Below are 24,552 nucleotides of genomic sequence, written 5' to 3'. Positions count from 1 at the left end.
TGGCCCACCGAATCCTGCCAAATACGAAAAAAACGCCCTCATCCGTAGATAAGGGCGAACGATTATTCTTCGTCCATCGACAAGACGGACATGAACGCTTCTTGCGGCACTTCGACAGAACCAACCATCTTCATGCGCTTTTTACCTTCTTTTTGTTTCTCGAGCAATTTACGTTTCCGTGAGATATCGCCGCCGTAACATTTGGCGAGGACGTTTTTACGGAGCGCCTTGATCGTCGAACGGGCCACGATCTTCGTTCCGACCGCTGCCTGAATCGGCACTTCGAACTGCATACGCGGAATGAGCGCCTTCAATTTCTCAACGATGACCTTCCCCCGTTCGTAGGCAAAATCGCGGTGCACGATGAAGCTGAGCGCATCGACAAGTTCGTTGTTGAGGAGGATATCCATCTTGACGAGGCGTGACGGGCGGTAACCAATCAAGTCGTAATCAAGCGACGCATATCCTTTCGTGCTCGACTTCAACTGGTCGAAGAAGTCATAGACGATTTCACTGAGCGGGATGTCATACGTGATTTTGACACGCGTCGTATCGATATACTGCATGTCGATGAAACTGCCGCGCTTCTTCTGACAGAGCTCCATGATGGCGCCGACATAGTCATTCGGTGTCATGATGGCCGCTTTGACGTACGGCTCTTCTATCGACTCGACTTTTTGTTGTTCCGGCATTTTCGACGGGTTATCGACATGGATAACGTCGCCCGCCGTCGTCGTGACGTGATAGATTACCGACGGTGCCGTCGTGATCAAGTCGATCCCGAACTCACGCTCGATTCGCTCTTGGATGATCTCCATGTGGAGCATGCCGAGGAATCCGCTACGGAAGCCAAAGCCGAGTGCTTGTGACGTCTCCGGCTCGAATTCGAGTGCCGCATCCGACAACTGGAGTCGTTCGAGCGCTTCGCGCAAGTCGTTATATTTGGCGGCATCGATTGGATACAGACCACAATACACCATTGGGTTCATCTTCCGGTAACCCGGGAGCTGTTCCGTCGATGGATTTTTCGCAAGGGTGATCGTATCACCGACGCGCACATCACCGACCGTTTTAATCGATGCCGATAGCGTACCAACGTCTCCGACGTTCAATTCCTTCACCGAGACCGGTTTCGGTGTTGAGACACCAAGATCCGTTACTTCAAATGATTTACCAGTCGACATCATTTGAACCTTGTCACCGACTTTGACCGAACCGTTGACAATTCGGATCGAAGCGACAACACCACGGTAGGCGTCATAATACGAGTCGAAAATTAACGCTTGAAGTGGTGCTGACGGGTCACCAGTCGGCGGCGGAACGAGTTCAACGACTTGCTCGAGAATCTCTTCAATCCCGATTCCCGCCTTAGCAGAAGCCGGCACAGCGTCACTAGCGTCAAGTCCGATCACATCCTCAATTTCTTGACGGACGCGTTCGACGTCAGCCGATGGCAAGTCGATCTTGTTGATGACCGGGATGATTTCAAGGTCGTTATCAAGCGCGAGATAAACGTTCGCGAGTGTCTGAGCTTCAATCCCTTGAGCCGCATCGACGACAAGGACCGCCCCTTCACAGGCTGCGAGCGAACGCGACACTTCATATGTGAAGTCGACGTGTCCCGGTGTATCGATCAAATGAAGGATGTACTCTTCGCCATCTTTTGCGGTATAGTTCAATTTAACGGCGTTCAATTTGATTGTGATCCCACGTTCCCGTTCGAGATCCATCGCATCAAGCGTCTGTTCTTTCATTTCACGCGCTGTGAGCGCACCAGTTCTCTCGAGAATCCGGTCAGCGAGTGTCGACTTCCCATGGTCGATGTGGGCGATGATGGAAAAGTTCCGTATTCTCTTCTGACGATTCTCTAATTCTTGTTTGTTCATATATGGGTTCACCTATCCTTCTCATGCATACCGTGTCATTATATCAAAATCCTAAGTTAATGTGTACGACCTACTACAACAATACCACATATAGTTTTCAGAATAATCATCAAGTGGTTGCTTTTCGAATAACCGTTTGCTACAATTGTGCTTGTTCTGTTGAATGATTACTTGAAGTAATGAGAACATACACTTTCTTGTTTCAGGAGGTGAAATAACATGGCAAATATCAAATCAGCAATCAAACGTGCAAAAACTTCTGAAAAGCGTCGCGTAGCGAACTCGCAAGAGAAAGCAGCAATGCGTACAGCAGTAAAACGTGTTGATACTCTCGTTGTAGAAGGTAACAAAGAAGCGGCTCAAGAAGCTTTCGTCCTCGCTACGAAGAAAATCGACAAGGCTGCAGCAAAAGGTCTAATCCACCAAAACAAAGCAGGTCGTGACAAATCACGTCTCGCAGCTCGCATCGCAGCTCTCTAATTAGAGACTAAAACGAAACAGCCGCCTCCATTAGGAGCCGGCTGTTTTTTCGTACTTCATCACATAATGGGGTCCAATCCCTGGAATGTCGAACGCGTCACCGACCGTCACCAATCCGTTCCGTTCATAGAACCGGACGGCGATCGCTCGAGCGTTGCACCACCACGAATCACTGACCGCTTCATGCAACGCCTGTAAAAAGGACGAGCCAATTCCTTGGCCAGCAAATGCCGGGTCCGTTGCCATCCCTCTGAGCTGATACGGCACCGTCTGACCGTCGAAGTCACGCCCCACTTCCATCACGGTCGCAATCGACACGACACGACCGTCTTCGACCCAGGCATAGTGGCGTGTCGTCTCGGCGTCATCCCCTTCAAAATAACATGTCTCGACTGCCTGTCCCGGCCGTAACACTTCATGCCGGAGCGGAATCACGTCCACGAGTCTCACTTCCTGTAATCCCATGTCTTCACCTCACAGTAACGTTAATTGGCAGACGAGTGTGTCAAAGACGAGTTGCTTGTCGCCCCGTCCCGTCTTCATCGCCTCGTCCGCATCGGCAATCATCGTCAGCGCCCGGGCGAGCTGGGCCTCTGAGAAATTCCGGCTCGCTTGTGAGGCGAGTTTTACCGTATATGGATGCGCCCCGATTTTCGAGGCGATCTGCTTCTCGCCATAACCTTTCTCGGTCAACTGTTTGGCCAGATACATATTCCGGTACTGCCGGGCGAGGAGCGACAACAGACCGATCAATTCCTGCCCCTGTTTCTCCAAGTCCCGTACAAGCCGAAGCGCAGCATCCGCACGTCGGGCCACTAAAAACTCGGATAGCTGGAATACGTTATCCTCGAGCGTCCGCGGGACCAAGTCGTTGACGATCTCCATCGGGATGTCGGCGCCTTCACTCGCATAGAGTTGTAATTTCTCAAGCTCGCGCACGAGTTTTCCCCAATCGTCCTGACAGAGGAACAACAGACGCTCGACGGTCGCCCGCTCCATCTTTTGACCACGACGATTCAATTCGTCGCCGACGTAACGCATTAATTCGGATTGGCTCGGTTTTTTCGCTTCGAGGACGATGGCCCGTTCTTTCAGGCGTTTGACAACTTTTTTTCGTTCATCGAGTTTTTCCGCTTCAATGACAAAGACGAGCACAGAGTAAGGAGCCGGTTGTAAGACGTAATCCGTCAAGCGCTCGACGTTTTGTTTCTGCTTTTCTTTCGCCCCCGTCAAAAACTGGGCATGTTTGACGATGACGGTCCGATACTCACTGAAAAAAGGTACCGTCTCCGCTTCATCAAGCGCCGTATCGAGTGACGTCTCGTGCAAGTCGAGCTGCATGACATCAAATTGATCACCAGACGGGTTGGCGGCTTTGATGATCGCCCGTTCCCACGTCTCTAGTAAATATTTCTCTGTCCCAAATAGGACATACACGTTCGACAACTTTCCGTTATGCAGCCACGGTTCATTCAAAACACACACCACTTTCACAATTTATTCTTATCTAAACATAGATTATCCTTCACTGATTCGCTATACTTAGGACGGAACCATTTCAAGGAGGGACTCACTATGCATATTAACTCTGTTCGCCCACAAAGCGAAAACCCGTTCGAGAACGACGTACAGTGCAAACGTAACGATGCCATCGATTCAGCTATCGGCTTCATCGTCCCGTTCGGCTTTTTCTTCACCATCTTCGCGATCGGTGTCCTCATCAAGTTCTTGAGCTTATAAGTCAGTCAGAAAGCGATTGCCCCGGGGGAGCAATCGCTTTTTTAGTTTATCATAGATTTCTTGGAGTGACCCCCCTCGTTACGATCCCGCGACAGCGATTTCGTTCACAGACGACCATCCCGTCCTCGTCCGTCCGCAATAACCGTCTTCCTTCGATTCGCTCTAACGTGTCGGGGTGGGGGTGACCGTAGCGATTGTTCGCCCCGACGCTGACGACAATCCATTCCGGATCGACCCGCTCAATCAACTCACGACTCGAGGATGAGTCCGCCCCGTGATGTCCGAGCTTGAATACATCGACGTCGACGGTCGGGATCATCCCTTCCCGTCTGTCCGGTAAGTCTCCGGTCAATAAATAAGTGAGGTCCCCGACTTTCATGAACAGTGACACCGAGTTCGCATTCTCATCCTCTCCTGACTCGTCCGGGGCGACGACCCACATCCACGGGTACGGCCTGTCCCCGCTCGACAGGAGCCGGACCGGGACTTGATAGGCCGCCAGCTCGGCCAGTAACTCGTCTCGTTTGCCTTGATCCGCTACTTCCGCCGAGAGCCACACCTCATCGACTTCGATGGACGAGAGCAAACCGGACAGTCCGCCGACGTGATCATGATCGGCATGGGTAAGCAGCAAGAAATCGAGACGCATCTCCCCTCGCTTCCATATGTACGGGGCGACGACATCCGCTCCCGGATCATACGTGGACCGTTTCAATTCCTTCGGGTCTTGAAACACTCCGCCGACATCGATGACCCCGGTCACATCGCCATACTCGACGACGATGGCATCGCCCTGCCCGACATCTAGAAACGTGACGCGTGGCTGTTCGGTCCATTCCAACGAGACGTGAAGGAAGAAAAGGGAACTGACGGCCAGCGCCCAGCCCGTCCAGCGCTTCCATTCGAGTAAGATCAACCCACCCCACAGCACGGCAGCGAGCGTTACAGCGTGCCAAAACGTGAACTCGTGCAACGGGAGCCACGGCTGCCAGTCATGGTGCAGTTGGAACGTCCCGTTCAACCCGTCGAGGACCGGATAGAGGAGTGGTTCGGCCGTCGGTACGAGGTACGAGAGCAGTGTGATCGGGATGATGAACCAAGAGATCAACAGCCCGACGAGCACGTTATATACCGGTGCCAACATCGATAGAATTGGTTGCACGGGCCATAGGAAGATGAGACCGAACCATTGCGCATAGATGGCCAATCCGAACGGCCCGGTCCAAATCGACCGGGTCACGAGCAAAAATAGCGTCATCGCGACCGTCAATTGAAACCCTAGATTCCAGAACAGATAAGGTTGCACGGCGAGTAGCATCGCGGCACACCAACTCAGTAACCGAATCGGGTCACGGACACGGTAGCCGAACAGCGACAACCCGAGCAACAGATCGGCGACGAGAACGGCCCGTGCGACCGGTGGCGAAAACCCGGTCAGCCAGCCGAACAGCGTGACCGCGGCGATGATGAGTTGCGTCTTCGTCTCCTGACGAAACGGCAAACCGCGCATCAGCCAACGGAACGCCAAAACGAGGAGCGCGATATGTGACCCGGAGATGACGAGCAGATGAAGTAGACCCGTGACCCGGTAAGAGAACGAGGTGTCCTCATCGAGCAATCGGCTCTCCCCAAACAATAACGCCTCCATATATAGCGCCACATCTGGTCGATACGTTGCCTCGATTCTCGCGAGCTGCCGTTCTTTCCAGCGGAGCATCCGCCCAGCTATCCCGTCACTCGGACGACACGCCTCGATGGCGACGTCACTCCCTTTGAACGTCAGACCGGCTCCGAGCGCCCACGCCGACTCATTGAATCCGCCCATATTACGCAGCGGTGCGAACGGGATGTGCGTGAACGTGACGAGGCACGTCTCTCCGGGACGACCGAGTGCGAGGTCACGACCGGTCAACACACCTTCCGTCCCGTCGATTTGTCCATACAGCCGCGCTGATAGTCCGTTGTCCCGCCGGCTCTCGATGGCGAACAGATAGGGCCCGTCCTCCGGCAACGGTTCGGCGTCAGGACGTACGAACACGAACAGGACGAGCAGGACGGCGCCGATATGCGCATAGACGGATTGACCGCGACAGGTGAACGCGATGGCGACAGACAACAGGAGGCAGAGGGCGACCGACCCGTACATCCCGGCAATGAATAGGCTGATCGGCAATAGTGGATACAGCGGCATGTCACGGGACCAATAAATAACCTTCCATGCTTTCTAACGTCTTCTCCCCGAATCCTTTGACGTTGCCAATCTCTTCGTATGACTTGAACGGCCCATGTTGTTTCAAATGATTGAGAATCGCCTCGGCTTTGGCCGGGCCGATGCCCGGTACGGTCATCAGTTCGTCCTTCGTCGCACTGTTGACATGGACCCCGTTCGTCCCCCCGCTCGCTTCTTCAGCGGCCGGCACAACGACCGTCTCTCCTTTTTTCGGGACGCTCACTTTCGTCCCATCGACGAGCAATTGGGCCAAGTTCAATTGTTCGGGGTCGGCCTCATCCGTCAAGACAGCGAGTGACAACACGTCACCGACACGCGCACCTTGTGGCATCGTATACATGTCCGGTGCCTCGACCGCCCCGGTCACATAGACGACGATTTCGGTCGGGACGCTCGGCTCGACTTCCGGTTCGGGTGTCGCAACGAACTGTTCGACCATCGGCGTCTCCGGTTCTTTCGAATAAAACATATAGCCCACCCCGATAAACAGTCCAATCAGCAGCACGACGACATATCGTTTCCACTTCTCCATACGTCCCCTCCTCGAGCGAGTCTTTTCTATAGTATGAAGAAACGTTGTCATCTGTGCCGAGGCCGAACTCGTCGTTTTCCACGCGCCTATCGGACGAAGGCATCCGCTTCCTGTACATAGCGAGACGACAAAAAAGAGACAAGCCGAAACTTGTCTCAGTGCTCTTCAAAATGTTGAACTTGGCTCGCGAGCGCCGCGGCTTGTCCTTCTAACTCTTGCATCAAGGCGAAAATCTGATCGAAGCTCGCTTGCTGCTCTTTCATCGAGGCTGCGACTTCTTCGTTCCCCGCCGCAAGTTCCTCGGTGACACCGCTCACTTCCTCGACCCGTTTCAAGACGTTCGTCACTTCCGAACTCGACGCGACCATCTCGCGTTCAATCGTACTGACAAACGAGGCGACGTGGTCCGTGCGGTCATGGATTCGGTTGAACGCCTGCTTCGTCATTCCGAACGCCTCGAGCTGTGCCGTCTGTTCCCGACTCGACTCTTCGACCATGTCCGTCAAGCGGACGACCTCGTCCCGGATCGTCTGGACGACACCAAAGATGGAACGTGTCGCCACGTTGCTCTCCTCGGCCAATTTCTTCACTTCGCTGGCGACGACTGCAAAACCTCGTCCTGCCTCCCCTGCCCGTGCAGCCTCGATGGCCGCATTCAAGGCGAGCAAGTTCGTCTGGGCGGCGACATCTTCCACGAGCTTCGCCATTTTTTCGATTTCTTCTGTTTTCCGGGCGAAATCATCCATCCGGTTGACGAGCGATGCGTTACGTTCGCTCGAACGTGCTAAAATCGCTTCCTGGTCCGTCAACGTCTCGATGCCGGCCGCGACTTCGCGTGTCATCTCAGACGTCTGTTCGGTCGTCTGCTTCGTCTGGTTCAAACTTGTCTCGAACGAGGTCGCCATGATGCCGACCGATTCAAGTGTCTCTTGCAGTTCGGTCGCAATCGACTGGGCCCCGTTCGCCATCTCATCGACGGCATTCGTGATGTTCGATGTCGTACTGACCACGGCCTCGTTCTCAGCAGCCGCCGTCTCTGTCATATCGTTCACTTTCATCGACGTGACACGGATGGAACCGATGACCGTCTGGAGCGACATCGTCATTTCCCGCATCGCTCGTTCTAAGCGTCCGATTTCATCACGTCGCGTCGAATCCGGCAGCGTGATCAATCGTCCGGCCGCGATCGCTTCCGCCGCCTCGACGTTACGTTCGAGCGGGTGGGTGATCGAGCGGGCGAAGAAGAAGTTGTATACACTGAGCGCGACGATGACAAAGACCGTCAACAATACGGACACGAGCAGGAGACGTTTCGTCTCACTCGCCGCCTCGGCTTGTAACGCCTCGTAGAATGTTCCATTTTTCAAGAGGAGCGTATTCACATCGTTCAATACCCCTTCAAGCTTCGCCGCTTGAATCCGGGCGGCGATTCCGCCGGCCTCGGCCGCCTCGACCTCGGCTCCGATTCGCTCATACTTCATCGTCGCACGTTCAAGGTGGTTCGCAAATTCAGGAATAAGATACGTCTGTTTCAATGTCGTAAACGTCTCCGTGTTTGTCGTCCGAATCCGCTCGAGCTGCGTGAGCGTCGATTGGCTCATCTGCTCACCGAGCGAGGTCCAAAGGGACTGCTCCTGCAAGAGCGACGTCTCGAGTTGGGACAACTCAATCATCTGGGTGCCGTACTGCTCGTTATAAGTTTGCAGACGATTCAACGTCGACAAGACATAACTCATCATCAAGACAATCAATAAGACCGTGAACACGGTCGAAAAGATGAACCGTTTCCGTAAGCTCATTTCAGCGTCCCCTCCATCAACTGTTTCTGAAACGCCTCGAACCGTTTTGTCTCGTCGTCATCCCACTGGACACGACGAAGAGCGGCCAAACCGACACCGCCTTGATCGATCCCGAGTTCGACGTGAGCGTTGAACGCCTTCGCTTCGACCCGATCCGCGATTTCGACGATGGCCAAATCGACTTGTTTCAACATCGACGTGATGACCGCGTCCGGTGCGATCATCGATTGGTCGCTATCGACGCCAATCGCTTTCACGCCGTTCCGTTCCGCTGCTTCTAAGACACCGACCCCTGTCAGTCCTGCAGCGGCGTACAGCACGTCCGCTCCGGCTTCAATCTGTTTCTCTGCCAACTTACGTCCGATTTCAGGCGAGGCAAAATCGTTGGCGTAATCGACGAGCATCGTTACGTCTTCATTCACGCCTTTTGCACCGAGCTCGAAGCCGGTCCCGAATTTTTGAATCAGCTCGTTGTCGACACCCCCGATGAAACCGATTTTATTCGATTCCGTCTCGAGCCCCGCGACTGCCCCGGCGAGTGCACTGCCTTCCGTCTCTTGGAACGTCACCGAGATGACGTTCGGTAACGTCGATACGGCATCAATCAACGCGAACTGTTGCTCTGGATGTTCGGCCGCCACCGCTTCAAGATCCGTCTGACATGCGAAACCAAGACCGATGATAACATCATGTCCGTCCGCGACGAGCTGTTCGAACCCCGCTTTATATGTCTCCGTCTCGGCAAGCTCGCGATAGTCGACGAACCATTTCCCTGTCTCCCGGAGTTGCCCCATGCCGCGCATCGCCGCGTCGCTGAACGATTGGTCCCCGAGACCAACATCGGACAAGACGACGCCCATCGATTGACGTGTTTCCACGGTTTGTTCCGGTTGGTCGATGACAGACTGACAACCGGGCAACCAAGTCACACATGCGGCCAACAAGCCGATGATGAGTGATTTCTTCATAATAGCTACTTCCTCTCTCTAATGGTCTGACATCTCCCTTATCGTCAGAAACCGATCGAGTTTGAAGTCTTTCCTATCAAATTTAGAGGAATCCGCACGAAACAAAAAAGCCACAGACGATTGTCTGTGGCTCTCGGCTCACTCTTCGGTCGCGGCGAACGTCGATTCGCTCAATTCGCGATTCGCGCTCGGCTGGACGTTGCCTTTCCCGGCAAAATTGTCGAGTAAATCTTTCATGTCGATTCCTGACGACGCTTTGAGCGTCTGTTGGAGCGATGCCATCAAGTCTGTAGCGTAGCCTGTGACTTTGCCGGCACCCCCATCTTTGCCGCTGCCCGTATCGACGACCGTGATCTTGTCGATATTGCCAAGCGGTGCTGCAATCTGTTTCGCGTAGTCCGGAAGCATCTTGACGACCATGTCGAGAATGGCAGCCTGTCCATACTGTTCGAACGCTTCGGCGATTTTTTGTTTCGCTTCGGCTTCGGCGAGACCCGTCAAGCGGATAATCTCGGCTTCGGCTTCCCCTTTGGCCCGTTCCGAGTCCGCTTCGGCCACACCGGCGAGTCGAACGCGTTCGGCGTCAGCTTTCGCTTCCGCTTCGATACGATATTTCTCGGCATCGGCCGAGGCGATTTGACGCGCCTTGTCGGCTTCCGCTGACTGTTCGATCGCATAGCGGTCGGCGTCGGCCTTTTTCTTCACTTCTGAATCGTATTGTTTCTCACGACGCATGATTTCTTTCTCTTCGAGCTCGATTTGCTTTTGACGCTCGATGATTTGGACTTGCATCTGTTGCTCGGTGACTTCTTGTTTGGCGCGGGCTTCTTCAAGTTCATACGCTTGGTCGGCCCGGGCCTTGGCGACGTCTTGCTCACGACGATAGGCGGCGATGCGGAGCTGGTTCTCTTTCTCGGCTTCTGCGATTTCCGAAGCCCGTTCGAGTTCAGCTTTCTTCGCGTCTTTCATCGCTTCTGCTTGTTTGATGCGTGTCTCTTTGTCCGCTTCGGCCGTTGCAATATCAGCATCGCGTTTCACTTGCGCGATTCGTGGTTTCCCGAGTGATTCGAGATAGCCGTTCTTGTCACGAACATCTTTAATCGTGAACGACACGATGACGAGCCCCATTTTCGCCAAGTCTTGTGAGGCGACGCGTTGGACTTCTTGTGAGAACTTATCGCGGTTCTTATAAATCTCTTCAACTGTCATCGAACCGAGGATGGAACGGAGGTGACCTTCGAGCACTTCTTTCGCCTCGTTCTCGCGTTCGATTTTCGGTTTGCCGAGGAACTGCTCGGCCGCCGTGGCGATCTCGCTGATCGAGCCACCGATTTTGATGATGGCCGTACCGTCCGCCATGACCGGTACGCCTTGCTCGGTGTACACTTCCGGCGTCGTCACTTCAAGTTTGCTCGAAAGAAGGCTGAGCGGTTCCGCTTGCTGGAACACCGGCAAGACGAACGTTCCGCCCCCGCGGATAATCTTTACACGGTTGCCCGACGCGTCGCTATGGACATTCTTTTTCCCTAAGTAGCTGCCGGTGACGATGAGCGCCTCATCTGGTCCGACCGTGCGATACTTCAACACGAAGACGAAAATCAAGGCGAGCAAAATCACCCCGACGATAATACTGGCTAATATGGCTGTGCTCATAAGTTAAAACTCCTTTCGGATTGTCGGCTCGTCATATTCCATGACGACCGCAATGTTTCGTTCGACTTCGATGATGATGACCCGTCGATCACTCGGAATCGCTTTGCCGTCCACACTTTGAGCCGTCTTTAAAATCGAACCGATGACCGATTCGACGAGTACTTCCCCGTAACCGCCTTCCGGAACGGGGACGGTTAACCGTCCGACAAGTCCGATGAGCGATTCATCGGTCATCCCGATCGATTCTTCCGCGTTCGATAACGGCAAGAGGACGAATAAGTACAGGAGCGTCGTGAGCGCGAACGATCCGACGAGTGCGACGGCGAGCCCGATCATCGGGGACACATGGGCGAGCGCGTTCAAAATGAGGCCGATGCCCGCACCGAGTGCTAAAAATGACAGGATGACCGCTGGATTGAACCAACCATCGAATAAATCAAACGCATCTGAAAATAACATGTACAAAAATGTACCGAGACCGGCGATGATGAGTACCCACCAATACAGCTGATCTAACGATTCCATTACCACTCCTCCTCGGCGCGACGCTGTCGTTCATAGGAAAGAACACGACGCAAATGTTCGACTTCGAGTGCGAGTGCTTGCTCGATCGTGTCCCATTCGGACAAAGGCCGGGTCGGTTGATCGACCACCTGCCGCACACGTCCTAACGTCTGTTCGAGACGCAAGCGGTCGTAGCGATCGACCGCTTCCGCTCGCTCTTGTCGCAATAGCGATAAAAAATGATCGACCTCCGCTTGCAGCGCAATGATTTGTTCGGTCGCCGCGGCCGACGATTCTTGCATCAGCAGGCGACGCACCCTGACTTGATGGGCGATCAGCTTCGCAATCCTAGCCTCTAGCTCGAGAATATGTTTATAGAGAGATCCCGCCTCATCTTCATCCGTGTCATCGCGCCACCACATCTCCGACTCACCTCACTTCTTTCTTTACTCACTTGTCTATACGTTTAGAGCGAAACTTTGGTTTCAAAATATCTAAAAAAAATGTAAGATTGATTTGCTAGAGTTAGAAAGGAAGTGCTCACGTTGGGCAATCAAGTCATCAAATTGTCGACCGCGGCCCAAGAAGAACTTATCGCGAGTTATCGGGCCCACGCGGTCAATCCACCGCCCCATGCACGATTCAGTGCCAAAACACCTCAGTGTGTGATTACGGTCTACAATTCGGGTAAAGTCATGTTCCAAGGACGCGATGCCGACAGCGAGGCCGCAAAATGGGGAACGAGTATAAAGAAAGAACCAAGTGTGCCTAAAACCGTTCTACCGGAAGGCTTTTCGGACTGGTCTGTCATCGGGAGCGATGAAGTCGGAAAAGGAGATTATTTCGGACCGCTCGTCGTCGTCGCCGCCTATGTGCCGAAAGAGAAAATCGCCCTTGTCAAAGAGCTCGGGGTCAAAGACTCAAAACTGTTGTCCGATACAGAGATCGTCCGCATCGCCAAAGATTTACATGTTACCATCACCTATCAGAAAGCGACGTTGCACAATCCGGCGTATAATAAGATGCAGCGGACGATGACACAAGGTAAAATGACGGCCATCGCTCATAATGCCGCCTTGTCGGCCTTATTACAGAAGCTCGATGCGACACCGGACGCGATTTTAATCGATCAGTTCGCTGAAAAGAACGTCTATTACAACCATTTGCGATCTGAAAAGGCGGTCGTCAAAGACGACGTCTATTTCTCGACGAAAGCGGAAGGACTGCACGTCGCCGTGGCCGCTGCCTCGATTCTCGCCCGGGCCTTGTTCTTAAAAGAAATGGACAAGTTAAGCGCGACACTCGGGGTCACGTTACCGAAAGGGGCCGGTGCCAAAGTCGATCAAGTCGCTGCCGAGTTGATCATCCGTTACGGTCAAGAACGTTTAAACGAAGTGGCGAAAGTCCACTTCGCCAACACGAAGAAAGCGATCCGTTTGAGTGAGCTGAAACGATAGTCCTCACTTCGAAGATATGGTATATTAATTTTAGGGTTTAATGAACTTAAAAATTTTTGGAGGATAGCGTTCATGTTGCATTATAAAACGTACACTTTAAGCGACGACCATCCTTGGGTCATCTTCATCCATGGCGCCGGTGGAAGTCTGTCGCATTGGTATCGTCAAATTCGGCCGTTCAAAAAAAAATATAACGTGCTCTTGCTCGATCTCCGTGGACACGGCGGCTCGTACAACGAAGAACAGTCGTTGAACCAACCGCTGAACGCATATACGCTCGACGTCGTCGTCGAAGACGTCGTCGAAGTCATGGATCATTTGAAGATTGAAAAAGGACATATGGTCGGCCTGTCGCTCGGGACAATCGTCATCCAGGCGATGTTCGAGCACCATCCGGAACGAATCGCTTCCGTCGTGCTCGGTGGGGCCATCGTCAAGTTCAACGTCCGCTCGACGTTGTTGATTCGACTTGGCAGTCTCGTGCAGAGCTTCGTGCCGTACATGTGGCTGTATCAGTTGTTCGCGTGGATCTTGTTACCGAAAAAACGTCATAAAAAATCACGGATGATGTTCGTCCGCGACGCGGCCAACCTATGCCAGCGCGAGTTCATCCGCTGGTTCAAGATGACCGAGAATATGAATCCGTTGCTTCGTCACTTCTCATCAATCGAGACGAACGTACCGATTCTCTATATTATGGGTGATGAGGACTACATGTTCCTTGAAGCTGTCGAACGGACCGCGAAACATCAACCGACGGCTCGCGTCCAGGTCGTCTCGGACTCGGGTCACGTCGTCAACGTCGACCAACCCGATCACTTCAATTCGATCTCGATGGCGTTCATCGATCAACAAGTCGGCTCACTCGCCGCCAGCACATCTTAAAGAAAGACGGTCCTGCACGGGGCCGTCTTTCTTTTTGAGCGGTTTTCAATTTTTTTCAAATAAATTTTCAGAAAATATTGATTATTGAAAAATATCGTGTTACTCTTAGACAAATCTTAACAAACGGAGGAGCTGGCACTGATGAAAACCCATGCACAACACGGCCTACTGATTATTATTCGACTGAGGGACTGAAAATCGACTCGATGACCGAGACGAATTTTTGGGCCCTTGTTTCGATGGTTTCGGACGAGGCGCTCATGGTTTGACCGACGCGCCTATCCAATCTGGATAGGTTTTTTTATTGGAACGATACACATAGAGGAGATGATGGAAGTGAAACAGTACGCAATGGATCGGATGATCAAAATATCAGCAGGAATGGCAAGCGCCGTCCTCGTCACGCTCGGGGTCGGACTCTTGATTGAAACGATTGGGAAGATGGCCGGAATCGAGACACTCGTCTTGATCGGGCAAGTCGCGAAATCGTTGCTCGCCCCGGCACTCGGTGCCGGTGTCGCCTACCAGCTCGGCGGCAATACCCTCGTTTTGTTCAGTGCGATGATTGCGGCAACCGTCGGTGGTGCGGCGCTCCAACCGACCGAGAGCGGGCTCGTGCTCGTACCTGGTCAACCGATCAGTGCTTTAATCGCTGCCGCGGCTGCAGTTTGGCTTGGTAAACGTGTTCTTGGCAAGACGAAGTTCGACATGATGGTCGTCCCGGTCACAGCCGTCCTAGGCGGCGGGATCGTCGGGGTCGGGGCAGCCGCCGTCACGACACCGCTCATCAACTCGATCAGTGCGAGCATCACCGCATCGGTCAATACGTCTCCAATCGCGACATCGCTCGTCATCGCGCTCGTGTTTAGCGTCATGCTCATGTCGCCTGCTTCATCGGCCGCACTCGCCATCGCGCTCCAGCTCGACCCGGTCGCCAGCGCCGCTGCGTTGATCGGATGTACGGCCCAGTTCGTCGGCTTCACCCTCATGGCGTATCGTCAAACGGATCCGGGCGGTTTGGTCGCCTCGTTCTTCGTCACACCGAAAGTGCAGTTCCCGAACGTCGTCAAAAATCCTCGCGTCGTCATGCCACCATTTATCGCAGCGATGATCAGCGCTCCGATCGCGACGCTCGTCTTCTCGCTCGAGGTCCCATACGAGATCGCAGGGCTCGGCCTCAACTCGTTGATCGCCCCGCTCAACATCCTTGCCGCGCAAGGAATGGACGCGTTCCTCATCTTCGTCGGAACGGGTGTCGTCCTCCCGGCCGTCATCACGCTCCTGTTGTATAAAGTGACATGCCTCGTCGGTTGGACGAAGTTCGGCGACTTGGCTCTCGAGGTCCAGTAAACTCAAAAAAGGTGTCCACACGTGGTGGACACCTTTTTTAGGTTAGGCGCGAACTTCTGCGCCGTGGGCCGCTTGAACGGCTGCAAGGATTGCTTCATACGACGCCGTCACTTCTTCATCCTGAAGCGTGCGCGTCGGGTCTTGATATTTGAGTGAGAAGGCGATTGATTTTTCATCGTCTCCTACGTTCTCTCCGACATAGACATCGAACAAGGCGAGGTCGATCAAGAGCGGTCCGGCAGCCTGTTTGATCGTTGCTTCGACTTGACCCGCCGGGATATCCCGCTTCAAGACGAGTGCCAAGTCGCGTGAAATCGATGGGAAACGTGGCACGTCTTCGTAGACGAGTTGTGCCGTCTGATGCAACACATCCAAGTCGAGCTCGAATACGTACACTTCTTTCAAACCGTACGCTTCTTTTGACACGCCCGGATGGACTTGTCCGACATAGCCGATGACACGTCCGTCCACGAGGACGTTCGCAGTCCGGCCCGGATGCATATCCGCAATCGTCGCCGCCTCATACGTCGCGTCGATGCGAAGTGTATGCAACAGCGTATCGACGATGCCTTTGGCGACAAAATAGTCGACCGGGACACGTGTGCCTTGCGAGCGATGGTCGTACCAAAGCCCCGTCAATACACCGGCGACGCGTTCCGTTTCGCGTGGTAACGTCTCGCCTTCTTCCACGTAGACGCGTCCTGTTTCATACAAGCGCACGTTCGCTTGTTGGCGTGACGTGTTGTATCGCGCCGCTTCGAGGAGACCTGGGACGAGTGAGGTCCGGAGCACTGAGCGCTCTTCGCTCATCGGCATCGCCAAGTTAACTTTGTCCGAGCCTTCCCCACTGAAGCGTGCGGCGTGTCCGACGCTCGTGAGCGAGTACGTGATCGCTTGCGACAATCCTGTCCCTTGAAGGACACGACGAACTCGGCGACGTAACACGTTTTCTTGCGGGAGGTACCCTTTTGAACGCGACGCCGGGAGTGTCGACGGCAGACTGTCATACCCATAGAGGCGCGCCACTTCTTCCGTGATGTCGGCCGGTAGTTCCAAGTCAGGCCGGCGTGACGGTACGTGGACCGTCAACGTCTCGTCTCCGGTCACGTCGAGACCGAGCCGCTCCAAGATGCGGACGATTGTCGCTTGTTCGAGGTCCATCCCGAGGCGATGGTTGATATAGGCGACCGAGACATCGATCGTCCGGGCCGCTGAAGCTTTGTCCCCAGCGACGACGATGTCGCTGATCGTGCCACCGCTCACTTCAACGATGAGCTCGGCGGCACGGTCGAGGGCCAGTTGCAACCGTTCCGGGTCGACTCCTTTTTCAAAGCGGGCACTCGAATCCGAACGCAATCCGAGCGTACGGCTCGTCTTCCGGACCGATGCCGGTACGAAGTAGGCCGACTCGAGGATGATACTCGACGTCGTCGCATCGACTTCTGTGTTCGCACCGCCCATGACGCCGGCAATGGCGACAGGACGTTCACCGTCCGTGATGACCATCATCGAGGCATCGAGCGTGCGCGTCACGTCATCGAGCGTGACGATTTCTTCGCCGTCATGCGCTTGACGGACAGCAATCGTCGTCCCGAGTTTTGCCGTATCGAACGCATGTAGCGGCTGGCCGAGCTCGAGCATGACATAGTTCGTCACATCGACGACGTTGTTGATCGGCCGGACACCTTCGGCAATCAAGACGTTCTTCAGCCATTGTGGCGAATCTCCGATTGTGACACCATCGACGCGACGTGTCGCGTAGTACGGGCAGTTGTCTGTCTCAAGACGGACACTGACCGCGTTTGGTGCGTCAGTCGTCACATCTGCCGACGGAAGCGTGTAAGGACGCTCGAGAATGGCCGCGACTTCATGGATGATTCCGTATAGGCTCAAGCAATCCGAGCGGTTCGGTGTCAACCCGAGCTCGATCACTTCGTCGTCAAGGTCGAGTAAGCTGATGACGTCCGCACCGACATCAACCGATTCACGGAACGTATGGATGCCGTCCTGTTCATCTTCACGAATCTGCTTCTTCTCAAAACCGAGTTCCTCGAGGGAGCAAATCATCCCTTGTGACTCGACACCACGCAGTTTCGCTTTCTTAATTTTGAGTCCCGGGAGACGAGCTCCGACCGTCGCCACGATGACGTGCTGTCCGGTCGCGACGTTCGGTGCGCCGCAGACGATTTGCACCGGGCTGTCCGCACCGATATCGACCGTCGTCACGTTCAACTTGTCCGCTTCGGGATGTTTCTCGCACGAGAGGACGTGACCGACGACGAGTCCTGACAATCCTTCAGCGCGGCTGATGACGCTCTCGACTTCGATTCCGTTCTTCGTGATCAAGTCTCCGAGTTCTTGCCCGCTCAAGTCTGATACATCAATATATTGATTCAACCATTTTTTCGATAATAACATATGTGTTCCCCCTTAGAATTGCTCGATGAAACGTAGATCGTTTGTATAGAAGTGACGGATATCGTCTACTCCATGTTTTAACATCGCCATCCGTTCGACGCCGATCCCGAATGCGAATCCAGACATCTTCGTGGCGTCATAGCCAGCCATCTCGAGAACGCGTGGATGGACCATGCCGCCTCCGAGAATCTCGATCCAGCCTGTTCCCTTACAGACGTTGCAGCCTTTGCCTCCGCATTTGAAGCAAGAGATATCAACTTCGACTGATGGTTCCGTGAACGGGAAGAAGCTCGGGCGAAGACGAATTTCACGCGTCTCACCGAACAATTGCTTGACGAACACTTCGAGTGTGCCTTTCAAATCAGCCATCGAGATGTGCTCATCGACGACAAGCCCCTCGATTTGCATGAACTGGTGTGAGTGTGTCGCGTCGTCTTCGTCGCGGCGGTACACTTTCCCCGGGCAGATGATTCGAATCGGTTTCCCGTCGGCTTGGAGCATCGTCCGGGCCTGAACTGGTGACGTGTGTGTCCGGAGAAGCGTCTCATCCGTGATATAGAACGAGTCTTGCATATCACGTGCCGGATGGTCTTTCGGCAAGTTGAGCATCTCAAAGTTGTACAGGTCTGTCTCGACTTCCGGGCCTTCGGCGATTGTATAGCCGAGCCCGACGAACAAGTCTTCCATCTCATCGACGATTTGTTGAAGTAAATGGGTATGGCCCGGCAGCGCCGTCCGACCCGGTAGTGTGACGTCGATTGTCTCAGCCGCGAGTTTCGCTTCAAGTTCGACCGCCTTCACTTCCTCGATCCGCGCCTCTAACGTGTCTTGGATCGTCGTCCGAACCGTGTTGACCAACTCTCCGACGACCGGACGTTCTTCAGGAGACAGTTTCCCCATCCCACGAAGCACCTCGGTCATCGGACCTTTCTTCCCTAAATACTTAATGCGGACATCATTCAATTCTTTTTGCGACGAAGCCGCTTGAATCTCATGCAATGCCTCTTGCTGTAATTGTTCTAACTGTTCTTTCATCCTTATTTCCTCCTCTACAAAAAAAGTCCCTCCAGTCGATGACTGAAGGGACGAATAATCGCGGTACCACCCTACTTGGCCGAAATCGGCCCACTTGAGAGCATCGGTATCGGGATGCTACCCCGGTGTTGTCTCCAACACGACTCGAGAGTGAATTCGGCGCCGACCAAGGCATCGGCTCGCAGTCTCGGCCCATGCTCCCTGTACTCGTTCGGTAGTTCGCGTACTATGCTCTTTCAACGTCTATTCGGTATGTTGTTCGATGTTATAAACCTATCACGATTTTTCAGTGCTGACAAGATTATTGTAATGCGATCCGGTACATGAGGATGCCCGCCGCAACAGCCGCGTTCAATGATTCGGCATCGCCGAGAACCGGGATATGAACGCGCGTGTCACATAAATCAAGCACGTCGTTATGGACGCCTTGCGCCTCATTGCCGATGACGAGCGCGACTTTGTCCTTGAAGTCGACTTGTTCGTAAGACGTCGCTTTCGCGAGTGCGGTCCCATACACATGGAAGCCTTCGCTCTTCAGTTCTGGCAGCATCTCGAGCAAATCGACCGAGCGCACGTTCACGTGGAACAACGAACCTTGCGTTGCCCGGACGACCTTGGCGTTGAACGGGTCGACCGTCCCTTTGCCGAGGAGGACCGTGTCAAATCCGGCCGCATCGGCCGTGCGAATCATCGTCCCGAGGTTACCTGGGTCTTGAATCCGGTCGAGGACGAGGACGTGCTTCATCTTCCGTTCGACCGGGGCCATCTTGACGACGGCGAACACACCTTGCGTCTTCTCCGTTTCAGATAACAGGTCGGCCACATGGTCCGATAGTTCGAGGACCGGCATCTCATCGAGGCGCCACGATCCTTTCGGGGTATACGATTCCCCCATGATCAGCTGAACGAGTCGTCCGGCACGAATCGCCTCGTCGACCAAATGCTCGCCTTCGACTAAAAATTGCCCGGACTCTTGTCTGCCTTTTTTCGTCATCAATCGCTTTAAGCGTTTGATCGTCTCACTTTTCGTAGACGTGATTTTCGTCATATTATCCCTCTTTCAACCATTGAACCGTTTCTTGGTCGAGTCGTTTCGTGAGCGCTACGACCAAATCGACGGCTGCTTCATAATCTGCTTTGTGAATGATCGAGACATTCGTATGCAAATAACGGACCGGCACCGTGAGCGCGACGGCCGGCATTCCGACTCCAGACAAATGGAACCGACCTGCGTCTGTCCCGCCGCCCGGCGTCAAATCCAATTGGTACTTGATGTCGTTCTCTTTGGCCACGTCGACAATCAAATCGATGAGGCGTGGGTTCGTGACGGTCGTCGCATCAAAGAAGATGACTTGGACCCCTTCCCCGAGTTTCGACAATCCTTCTGCCGGCGTCATTCCTGGCGTATCTCCAGGAATGCCTGTATCGACGGCGATGGCGACGTCTGGTTTGACCAAGTTGGCGGCCGTGACGGCACCACGCAACCCGACTTCTTCTTGGACCGTCGCTCCGGTATAGACGACACCTGGCACTTGTTCGTTCTTCAAACGTTTCGCCGCCTCGATCGCGATGGCACAACCGATTCGGTTATCCCATGCTTTTGCCATCAAGAAATCTTCGTTCTTCATGACCGTGAACTCACAATGCGGGACGACCGTATCGCCCGGACGAATGCCCCACTCGGCCACTTGTTCTTTCGACGTTGCACCGATATCAAGGAACATGTCTTTGATTTCAACCGGCTTCTTGCGTGCCTCGACCGGAAGGACGTGAGGTGGTTTGGCACCGATGACGCCTGGGATCTTCTCTCCCGAGCGTGTGACGACGTCCATGCGCTGTGCGAGGAGAACTTGGTTCCACCAGCCGCCGAGTGCTTGGAAGCGGAGGAAACCGCCCTCTTCAACGCGCGTGACCATGAACCCGACTTCGTCCATATGACCGGCAATCATGACACGCGGACCTTCCGCATCGCCCGTCACTCGACCAAACAGACTGCCTAGCCCATCCTGTTCGAACGTTTCGACGTGAGGTTCTAAATACTCACGCATGAGTGAGCGGACTTCGCCTTCATTTCCAGGGACACCTGTGGCATCCGTCAAGCGTTTCAACATATGTAATGATTCGTTCATGGGGCATCGCTCCTTCGATTTTTGATTAGTAACCTTGATTTTGTCGCTCATGGTTCTTTTCATTTTTCGCCATATACGCCATCACCATCAACTCTTCATTGATACCGAGCGTATAGCCAAGTTCGAGATAAGCCGCCATCAGCGTCTCGTACATCGGTTCCGTCTTCGACAAACCAAAGTTCGTCACTTTGCGGAACACGTCTAAAAAAGCGTCAGTCGCGTCAAGATACGAGCTACCTGCCGGGAACGAATCACGTTCATACCCGAGGGCAAGTCCGAGCGACAATAAGAAATGAATGCCGTCGACATACTCTTCTAAGATCACGTCTTGAGGCGACGGGCCCTTCGTTGACCAAAATTTAAAACTACGGGTCTCATTGGCGAGTTCACCAAGCTCGACGAGCAAAGCAAGCAAACGCTCATCAAATTGGTTCCCGGATAATTGATGTTCTTCTTTGATCCGCTCATCTAATTCACGCTGCCGATCAAACAATGTTGTCCAGTTCACCGGTTGCTCCTCCTATTCTCCATTCAAAGCAGTACTAAAATCATTAAAGACCAGCCGACTGCCAAAATCAATACTTGTATTTGAACACGTTTTGGGGCATGAACCGCCTTTTTACGCGTCAAATGAAGTCCGAACAGAGCACCGATCGCACCACCTGCGTACGCGTACAAGACGTTGAAATCACCTTCTCCGAGCGTGTAACGTTTCGCCTGCAAATAGGTGTAGACGTTCAAGACGATGAGCGCCAATGCGACGATGGCTAAGACTGATTGATCCATGGGACGTCCTCCTTATCTTAAGTTTAAGGAAAAAATCTGAAAAAAGAAAGCGCCGAGATAAGGTCTCGGCGCTGTCGATTGAACGATTACGCGTTCAATTTTGATTTAGCTGTATCAGCAAGTGACGCGAATGCTTGTGCATCTGTCACAGCAAGCTCAGCAAGCATCTTACGGTTGATGTCGATCCCTGCGAGCTTGAGTCCGTGCATCATACGGCTGTATGAGAGGCCGTTTGTGCGTGCTGCCGCATTGATACGTGTGATCCAAAGACGACGGAAATCACGTTTCTTTTGACGACGGTCACGGTAAGCGTACATGAGTGACTTCATGACTTGTTGTTTTGCTACTTTAAATAGAATGTGTTTCGAGCCAAAATAACCTTTGGCAAGCTTGATTTGCTTTTTACGACGTTGACGAGTCGTATAACCGCCTTTTACGCGTGGCATATGGTTTCCCTCCTAAATTCTTTCTGTATTACTTCGCGATCATGTTGCGAATGCGTTTGAAGTCTCCAGCTGATACGATAGCACCTTTACGGAGCTTACGTTTCGCTTTAGTCGATTTGTTACCAAACAAGTGACTTGTGTAAGCGTGTGAACGCTTGAGTTTACCTGATGCAGTACGTTTGAAACGTTTAGAAGCACCACGGTGCGATTTCATTTTCGGCATGAGTATTTCCTCCCCACTATGACTCGATGATTAATCTTCTTTCTTCGGAGCCAGCACTAAGAACATGCTGCGTCCTTCCATCTTCGGCTTTTGCTCAACTGTTGCCAAGTCGGCACATTCCGCCGCCAATTTTTCCATAACGCGTCGGCCGATTTCCGAGTGTGTGATGGCGCGTCCGCGGAAACGGATCGACGCTTTCACTTTGTTACCATTTTCAAGGAATTTGCGAGCGTTACGCAATTTCGTTTGGAAATCGTTTTCCTCGATTGTCGGGCTGAGGCGTACTTCTTTCAATTGGATGACTTTTTGGTTTTTACGCGCTTCTTTCTCCTTTTTCTGGAGTTCGAAACGGTATTTCCCATAGTCCATGATTTTAGCGACCGGTGGGTTAGCTTTATCGGCGACCAAGACGAGATCGAGTTCAGCCTCTTCTGCTAAACGTAATGCTTCATTACGCGATTGCACACCGAGTTGTGCACCGTCCGCTCCAATTAAGCGAACTTCACGGGCACGAATGTTTTCGTTGATAAAGAGCTCTTTGCTAATGGTTAGCACCTCCATCGTGCGATTGCACGAGTTTTAGATTGATAAGACAACATGGCAATAAAAAAAGCGTCGGCAGTTTCCCGCCCACACATCATTTCGGAGTCAGCAGAGACCAAGGCTCGACTGCTTCACGTACATGATGGACCTGACCGAAGCTGTTCGGACGAGGTGAGAAGCGGGCGCTTCTGCTTTGTTGTATTTAATCACTATGTCATCTTAACACCAATAGGATTAAGATGTCAAGAATTCGCGCATGAATAATTGGTAGCTCACACTTTTATGATGATAACAGTCATTTCGTTGTTTCGCAATACCTTTTCCGAGGGAATAAAATAAAAAAGGAGGGATGGGCCGTGTCTTGGAGACAGCAAGTGAAAGGTGACCATGATTATCACGACCAAATCAAACACATCGTACAAGAGACGATGCGCCACCATGACGTGAGTGATGCCAAGCTCGAAGCGGTATTGACAGACCTTTTAGAAGAGATGAACCGAATCACGTTGAAGATTGTGGACGACCACGAGTCTGCTCGCGACTATATCCATAAACGATGGTATTGAAAAAGGGCCGAGGCCCTTTTTTCAATACCATTTGTCATGTACTCAAAGCCCGTTCAATTCGTCAACGACTTGAAGAAGTTGCTGAGCGCTTCGAACAAACGGGCGAAGAAGCCTTGGACTTCCTCGGTCTCGAGAAACGCCTGAACGTCTTGACCGGCCCCTTGTAACCCATTGCTGATTGCACCCCAGTCGAGGTTCGCCTGCTGCATGTTCTCGAACAACGTCGTCAATTGCGTCAACTGCGTATCAGACAGTTGGACGTTGTTTTGATTCAACACTTGGATGACGATATCTCGAATCTCGATGTTCGTCTCCGGTGCCTTATTCGCAATTTCCGCTTTAATCTCGTTCATGAGTCCGGCCACGTCCTCTTGCCCGACCGTCTTCCCGATCTCAGACGTGACCGCGAGCTCTTCTTGCGCCAAGTCTTTCCGTTCCTCGCTCAATTGAATGCCTGTCTCCGCGGCCGTCTGATCATAGGCTTTCATGATGCCCGTCAACGCCGACGTCCCGGTGACGCGAATCGGCGACGTGATATAAATATCGGCATCCGTGACGCCTGCCGTCACGAGAGCGTTCGCATACATATCTTCGGTAACCCATGTCACGTTTTCCGTTTTGATATCGAGCCCGGTCCCGTCGGTCAGTTTGATGCGGGCTGATGAATACATCCCCCCGCCGCGCTGCGCTTGCGGGACGGCATCCCCTAAGTATTTATCTTCATCGGCTGAGGTCGTGATGATCGGCTCAATCCCCGCCGGTGCCTCAACCCGTTCGAGCACCCAGTCCCGTTGGCTCGCCGATAACGACTCCCCGAGTGTGACAATCGTATCATCGACGATGGCTTCTGCGTTTACTTTTGGAATCATGCTTGTCGCGACGACCGAACCGATCGTCAACGCCACTAATGGTTTCATATAAT

26 protein-coding genes are annotated in these 24,552 nt (G+C 53.2%); 6 read left to right on the top strand and 20 right to left on the bottom strand.

What is annotated here, in order from left to right:
* Positions 1-62: 62 nt before the first annotated feature.
* Positions 63-1,886 carry a translation elongation factor 4 gene (gene lepA, locus KNP86_RS04845; RefSeq protein WP_214753065.1) on the bottom strand — a complete coding sequence of 608 codons (1,824 nt, stop codon included), beginning with the start codon at positions 1,884-1,886 and terminating at the stop codon, positions 63-65.
* A 219-nt stretch (positions 1,887-2,105) separates the two neighbouring features.
* On the opposite strand from lepA, the gene rpsT reads away from it, so the two are divergent.
* Positions 2,106-2,366 (top strand): 30S ribosomal protein S20, encoded by a 261-nt coding sequence (rpsT, locus tag KNP86_RS04840; protein ID WP_034778152.1) that lies wholly within the window; start codon positions 2,106-2,108, stop codon positions 2,364-2,366.
* 30 nt (positions 2,367-2,396) lie between these two features.
* Here the strand turns inward: rpsT and KNP86_RS04835 are convergent, their stop codons facing one another.
* Both KNP86_RS04835 and holA read right to left on the bottom strand, forming a co-directional pair.
* Positions 2,397-2,831, bottom strand: a complete 435-nt coding sequence (locus KNP86_RS04835; RefSeq protein ID WP_034778154.1) for a GNAT family N-acetyltransferase — start codon at positions 2,829-2,831, stop codon at positions 2,397-2,399.
* Positions 2,832-2,840: 9 nt separating this feature from the next.
* Complete coding sequence (gene holA / locus KNP86_RS04830) at positions 2,841-3,851, bottom strand: DNA polymerase III subunit delta (RefSeq protein ID WP_353048158.1); 1,011 nt, start codon at positions 3,849-3,851, stop codon at positions 2,841-2,843.
* A 90-nt stretch (positions 3,852-3,941) separates the two neighbouring features.
* Here holA and KNP86_RS04825 point away from each other — a divergent pair, with 90 nt between their 5' ends.
* Positions 3,942-4,106 (top strand): YqzM family protein, encoded by a 165-nt coding sequence (locus KNP86_RS04825; protein WP_016508105.1) that lies wholly within the window; start codon positions 3,942-3,944, stop codon positions 4,104-4,106.
* Between the two features lie 49 nt (positions 4,107-4,155).
* Here KNP86_RS04825 and KNP86_RS04820 read toward each other — a convergent pair whose 3' ends face one another.
* From KNP86_RS04820 to KNP86_RS04790, 7 genes are all read right to left on the bottom strand, one after another.
* Positions 4,156-6,297, bottom strand: coding sequence for a ComEC/Rec2 family competence protein (locus tag KNP86_RS04820; RefSeq protein WP_214753061.1), 2,142 nt, complete (start codon positions 6,295-6,297; stop codon positions 4,156-4,158).
* A gap of 1 nt (position 6,298) precedes the next feature.
* A complete protein-coding gene (locus tag KNP86_RS04815) occupies positions 6,299-6,868 on the bottom strand; it encodes a helix-hairpin-helix domain-containing protein (protein ID WP_034778163.1) in 570 nt (189 codons plus the stop codon).
* 155 nt (positions 6,869-7,023) lie between these two features.
* Complete coding sequence (locus KNP86_RS04810; protein ID WP_214712729.1) at positions 7,024-8,667, bottom strand: methyl-accepting chemotaxis protein; 1,644 nt, start codon at positions 8,665-8,667, stop codon at positions 7,024-7,026.
* On the bottom strand, positions 8,664-9,635 hold the full coding sequence (locus tag KNP86_RS04805) for a BMP family lipoprotein (protein WP_034778167.1): 972 nt from the start codon (positions 9,633-9,635) through the stop codon (positions 8,664-8,666). The genes KNP86_RS04810 and KNP86_RS04805 overlap by 4 nt, the downstream gene beginning before the upstream one ends.
* Before the next feature lie 138 nt (positions 9,636-9,773).
* Positions 9,774-11,288 (bottom strand): flotillin lipid rafts scaffold protein FloT, encoded by a 1,515-nt coding sequence (locus KNP86_RS04800; RefSeq protein WP_034778170.1) that lies wholly within the window; start codon positions 11,286-11,288, stop codon positions 9,774-9,776.
* A 3-nt stretch (positions 11,289-11,291) separates the two neighbouring features.
* Positions 11,292-11,813, bottom strand: a complete 522-nt coding sequence (locus KNP86_RS04795; protein WP_214753060.1) for an NfeD family protein — start codon at positions 11,811-11,813, stop codon at positions 11,292-11,294.
* A complete protein-coding gene (locus tag KNP86_RS04790; RefSeq protein ID WP_034778175.1) occupies positions 11,813-12,214 on the bottom strand; it encodes a hypothetical protein in 402 nt (133 codons plus the stop codon). The genes KNP86_RS04795 and KNP86_RS04790 overlap by 1 nt, the downstream gene beginning before the upstream one ends.
* Positions 12,215-12,337: 123 nt before the next feature.
* Here KNP86_RS04790 and rnhC point away from each other — a divergent pair, with 123 nt between their 5' ends.
* The 3 genes from rnhC to KNP86_RS04775 all read left to right on the top strand — a co-directional run bounded on the left by rnhC (position 12,338) and on the right by KNP86_RS04775 (position 15,484).
* Positions 12,338-13,249 carry a ribonuclease HIII gene (gene rnhC / locus KNP86_RS04785; RefSeq protein WP_138859207.1) on the top strand — a complete coding sequence of 304 codons (912 nt, stop codon included), beginning with the start codon at positions 12,338-12,340 and terminating at the stop codon, positions 13,247-13,249.
* 72 nt (positions 13,250-13,321) lie between these two features.
* The gene (locus KNP86_RS04780; RefSeq protein WP_138859206.1) at positions 13,322-14,134 is read left to right on the top strand and encodes an alpha/beta fold hydrolase; all 813 of its coding nucleotides are present in this window, start codon (positions 13,322-13,324) and stop codon (positions 14,132-14,134) included.
* Positions 14,135-14,461: 327 nt separating this feature from the next.
* On the top strand, positions 14,462-15,484 hold the full coding sequence (locus tag KNP86_RS04775; protein WP_034778182.1) for a PTS sugar transporter subunit IIC: 1,023 nt from the start codon (positions 14,462-14,464) through the stop codon (positions 15,482-15,484).
* A gap of 42 nt (positions 15,485-15,526) precedes the next feature.
* Here the strand turns inward: KNP86_RS04775 and pheT are convergent, their stop codons facing one another.
* The 9 genes from pheT to infC all read right to left on the bottom strand — a co-directional run bounded on the left by pheT (position 15,527) and on the right by infC (position 23,082).
* Positions 15,527-17,902, bottom strand: coding sequence for a phenylalanine--tRNA ligase subunit beta (gene pheT, locus KNP86_RS04770; RefSeq protein ID WP_214753058.1), 2,376 nt, complete (start codon positions 17,900-17,902; stop codon positions 15,527-15,529).
* 12 nt (positions 17,903-17,914) lie between these two features.
* On the bottom strand, positions 17,915-18,937 hold the full coding sequence (gene pheS / locus KNP86_RS04765) for a phenylalanine--tRNA ligase subunit alpha (protein ID WP_034778187.1): 1,023 nt from the start codon (positions 18,935-18,937) through the stop codon (positions 17,915-17,917).
* A gap of 301 nt (positions 18,938-19,238) precedes the next feature.
* Positions 19,239-19,985, bottom strand: coding sequence for a TrmH family RNA methyltransferase (locus KNP86_RS04760; RefSeq protein WP_214753056.1), 747 nt, complete (start codon positions 19,983-19,985; stop codon positions 19,239-19,241).
* Position 19,986: 1 nt separating this feature from the next.
* Complete coding sequence (locus KNP86_RS04755; protein ID WP_034778191.1) at positions 19,987-21,066, bottom strand: M42 family metallopeptidase; 1,080 nt, start codon at positions 21,064-21,066, stop codon at positions 19,987-19,989.
* Between the two features lie 25 nt (positions 21,067-21,091).
* Positions 21,092-21,574, bottom strand: a complete 483-nt coding sequence (locus KNP86_RS04750; RefSeq protein WP_029595195.1) for a dUTP diphosphatase — start codon at positions 21,572-21,574, stop codon at positions 21,092-21,094.
* Between the two features lie 23 nt (positions 21,575-21,597).
* The gene (locus tag KNP86_RS04745; protein WP_034778195.1) at positions 21,598-21,852 is read right to left on the bottom strand and encodes a hypothetical protein; all 255 of its coding nucleotides are present in this window, start codon (positions 21,850-21,852) and stop codon (positions 21,598-21,600) included.
* Between the two features lie 86 nt (positions 21,853-21,938).
* A complete protein-coding gene (rplT, locus tag KNP86_RS04740; protein WP_021065642.1) occupies positions 21,939-22,298 on the bottom strand; it encodes a 50S ribosomal protein L20 in 360 nt (119 codons plus the stop codon).
* 28 nt (positions 22,299-22,326) lie between these two features.
* On the bottom strand, positions 22,327-22,521 hold the full coding sequence (rpmI, locus tag KNP86_RS04735) for a 50S ribosomal protein L35 (RefSeq protein WP_021065641.1): 195 nt from the start codon (positions 22,519-22,521) through the stop codon (positions 22,327-22,329).
* A 30-nt stretch (positions 22,522-22,551) separates the two neighbouring features.
* Entirely contained in the window at positions 22,552-23,082 is a 531-nt protein-coding gene (gene infC / locus KNP86_RS04730) for a translation initiation factor IF-3 (protein WP_021065640.1), read from the bottom strand.
* A 338-nt stretch (positions 23,083-23,420) separates the two neighbouring features.
* On the opposite strand from infC, the gene KNP86_RS04725 reads away from it, so the two are divergent.
* Positions 23,421-23,630, top strand: coding sequence for a hypothetical protein (locus tag KNP86_RS04725; RefSeq protein WP_034778198.1), 210 nt, complete (start codon positions 23,421-23,423; stop codon positions 23,628-23,630).
* Positions 23,631-23,683: 53 nt separating this feature from the next.
* On the opposite strand, the gene KNP86_RS04720 is transcribed toward KNP86_RS04725, so the two are convergent.
* The gene (locus tag KNP86_RS04720) at positions 23,684-24,547 is read right to left on the bottom strand and encodes a DUF1002 domain-containing protein (RefSeq protein ID WP_214706316.1); all 864 of its coding nucleotides are present in this window, start codon (positions 24,545-24,547) and stop codon (positions 23,684-23,686) included.
* Positions 24,548-24,552: the final 5 nt, after the last annotated feature.

Origin of the sequence: Exiguobacterium sp. s16 (genome assembly GCF_018618115.1) — a bacterium.
GTDB lineage: Bacteria > Bacillota > Bacilli > Exiguobacteriales > Exiguobacteriaceae > Exiguobacterium > Exiguobacterium mexicanum_A.
The sequence above is the reverse complement of the archived record's forward strand: the minus strand, read 5'-3'. Positions and strand labels throughout refer to the sequence as shown.

What these genes read in the sequence shown, in the direction of transcription:
- pheT (WP_214753058.1), bottom strand. Translation starts at nt 17,902, where the DNA reads ATGTTATTATCGAAAAAATGGTTGAATCAATATATTGATGTATCAGAC.
- KNP86_RS04780 (WP_138859206.1), top strand. Translation starts at nt 13,322, where the DNA reads ATGTTGCATTATAAAACGTACACTTTAAGCGACGACCATCCTTGGGTC.
- infC (WP_021065640.1), bottom strand. Translation starts at nt 23,082, where the DNA reads ATGGAGGTGCTAACCATTAGCAAAGAGCTCTTTATCAACGAAAACATT.
- rpmI (WP_021065641.1), bottom strand. Translation starts at nt 22,521, where the DNA reads ATGCCGAAAATGAAATCGCACCGTGGTGCTTCTAAACGTTTCAAACGT.
- KNP86_RS04760 (WP_214753056.1), bottom strand. Translation starts at nt 19,985, where the DNA reads ATGACGAAAATCACGTCTACGAAAAGTGAGACGATCAAACGCTTAAAG.
- KNP86_RS04800 (WP_034778170.1), bottom strand. Translation starts at nt 11,288, where the DNA reads ATGAGCACAGCCATATTAGCCAGTATTATCGTCGGGGTGATTTTGCTC.
- KNP86_RS04805 (WP_034778167.1), bottom strand. Translation starts at nt 9,635, where the DNA reads ATGAAGAAATCACTCATCATCGGCTTGTTGGCCGCATGTGTGACTTGG.
- KNP86_RS04825 (WP_016508105.1), top strand. Translation starts at nt 3,942, where the DNA reads ATGCATATTAACTCTGTTCGCCCACAAAGCGAAAACCCGTTCGAGAAC.
- KNP86_RS04790 (WP_034778175.1), bottom strand. Translation starts at nt 12,214, where the DNA reads ATGTGGTGGCGCGATGACACGGATGAAGATGAGGCGGGATCTCTCTAT.
- rpsT (WP_034778152.1), top strand. Translation starts at nt 2,106, where the DNA reads ATGGCAAATATCAAATCAGCAATCAAACGTGCAAAAACTTCTGAAAAG.
- KNP86_RS04720 (WP_214706316.1), bottom strand. Translation starts at nt 24,547, where the DNA reads ATGAAACCATTAGTGGCGTTGACGATCGGTTCGGTCGTCGCGACAAGC.
- KNP86_RS04810 (WP_214712729.1), bottom strand. Translation starts at nt 8,667, where the DNA reads ATGAGCTTACGGAAACGGTTCATCTTTTCGACCGTGTTCACGGTCTTA.
- KNP86_RS04745 (WP_034778195.1), bottom strand. Translation starts at nt 21,852, where the DNA reads ATGGATCAATCAGTCTTAGCCATCGTCGCATTGGCGCTCATCGTCTTG.
- KNP86_RS04795 (WP_214753060.1), bottom strand. Translation starts at nt 11,813, where the DNA reads ATGGAATCGTTAGATCAGCTGTATTGGTGGGTACTCATCATCGCCGGT.
- pheS (WP_034778187.1), bottom strand. Translation starts at nt 18,937, where the DNA reads ATGAAAGAACAGTTAGAACAATTACAGCAAGAGGCATTGCATGAGATT.
- KNP86_RS04775 (WP_034778182.1), top strand. Translation starts at nt 14,462, where the DNA reads ATGATGGAAGTGAAACAGTACGCAATGGATCGGATGATCAAAATATCA.
- KNP86_RS04820 (WP_214753061.1), bottom strand. Translation starts at nt 6,297, where the DNA reads ATGCCGCTGTATCCACTATTGCCGATCAGCCTATTCATTGCCGGGATG.
- KNP86_RS04815 (WP_034778163.1), bottom strand. Translation starts at nt 6,868, where the DNA reads ATGGAGAAGTGGAAACGATATGTCGTCGTGCTGCTGATTGGACTGTTT.
- rplT (WP_021065642.1), bottom strand. Translation starts at nt 22,298, where the DNA reads ATGCCACGCGTAAAAGGCGGTTATACGACTCGTCAACGTCGTAAAAAG.
- KNP86_RS04755 (WP_034778191.1), bottom strand. Translation starts at nt 21,066, where the DNA reads ATGAACGAATCATTACATATGTTGAAACGCTTGACGGATGCCACAGGT.
- KNP86_RS04835 (WP_034778154.1), bottom strand. Translation starts at nt 2,831, where the DNA reads ATGGGATTACAGGAAGTGAGACTCGTGGACGTGATTCCGCTCCGGCAT.
- lepA (WP_214753065.1), bottom strand. Translation starts at nt 1,886, where the DNA reads ATGAACAAACAAGAATTAGAGAATCGTCAGAAGAGAATACGGAACTTT.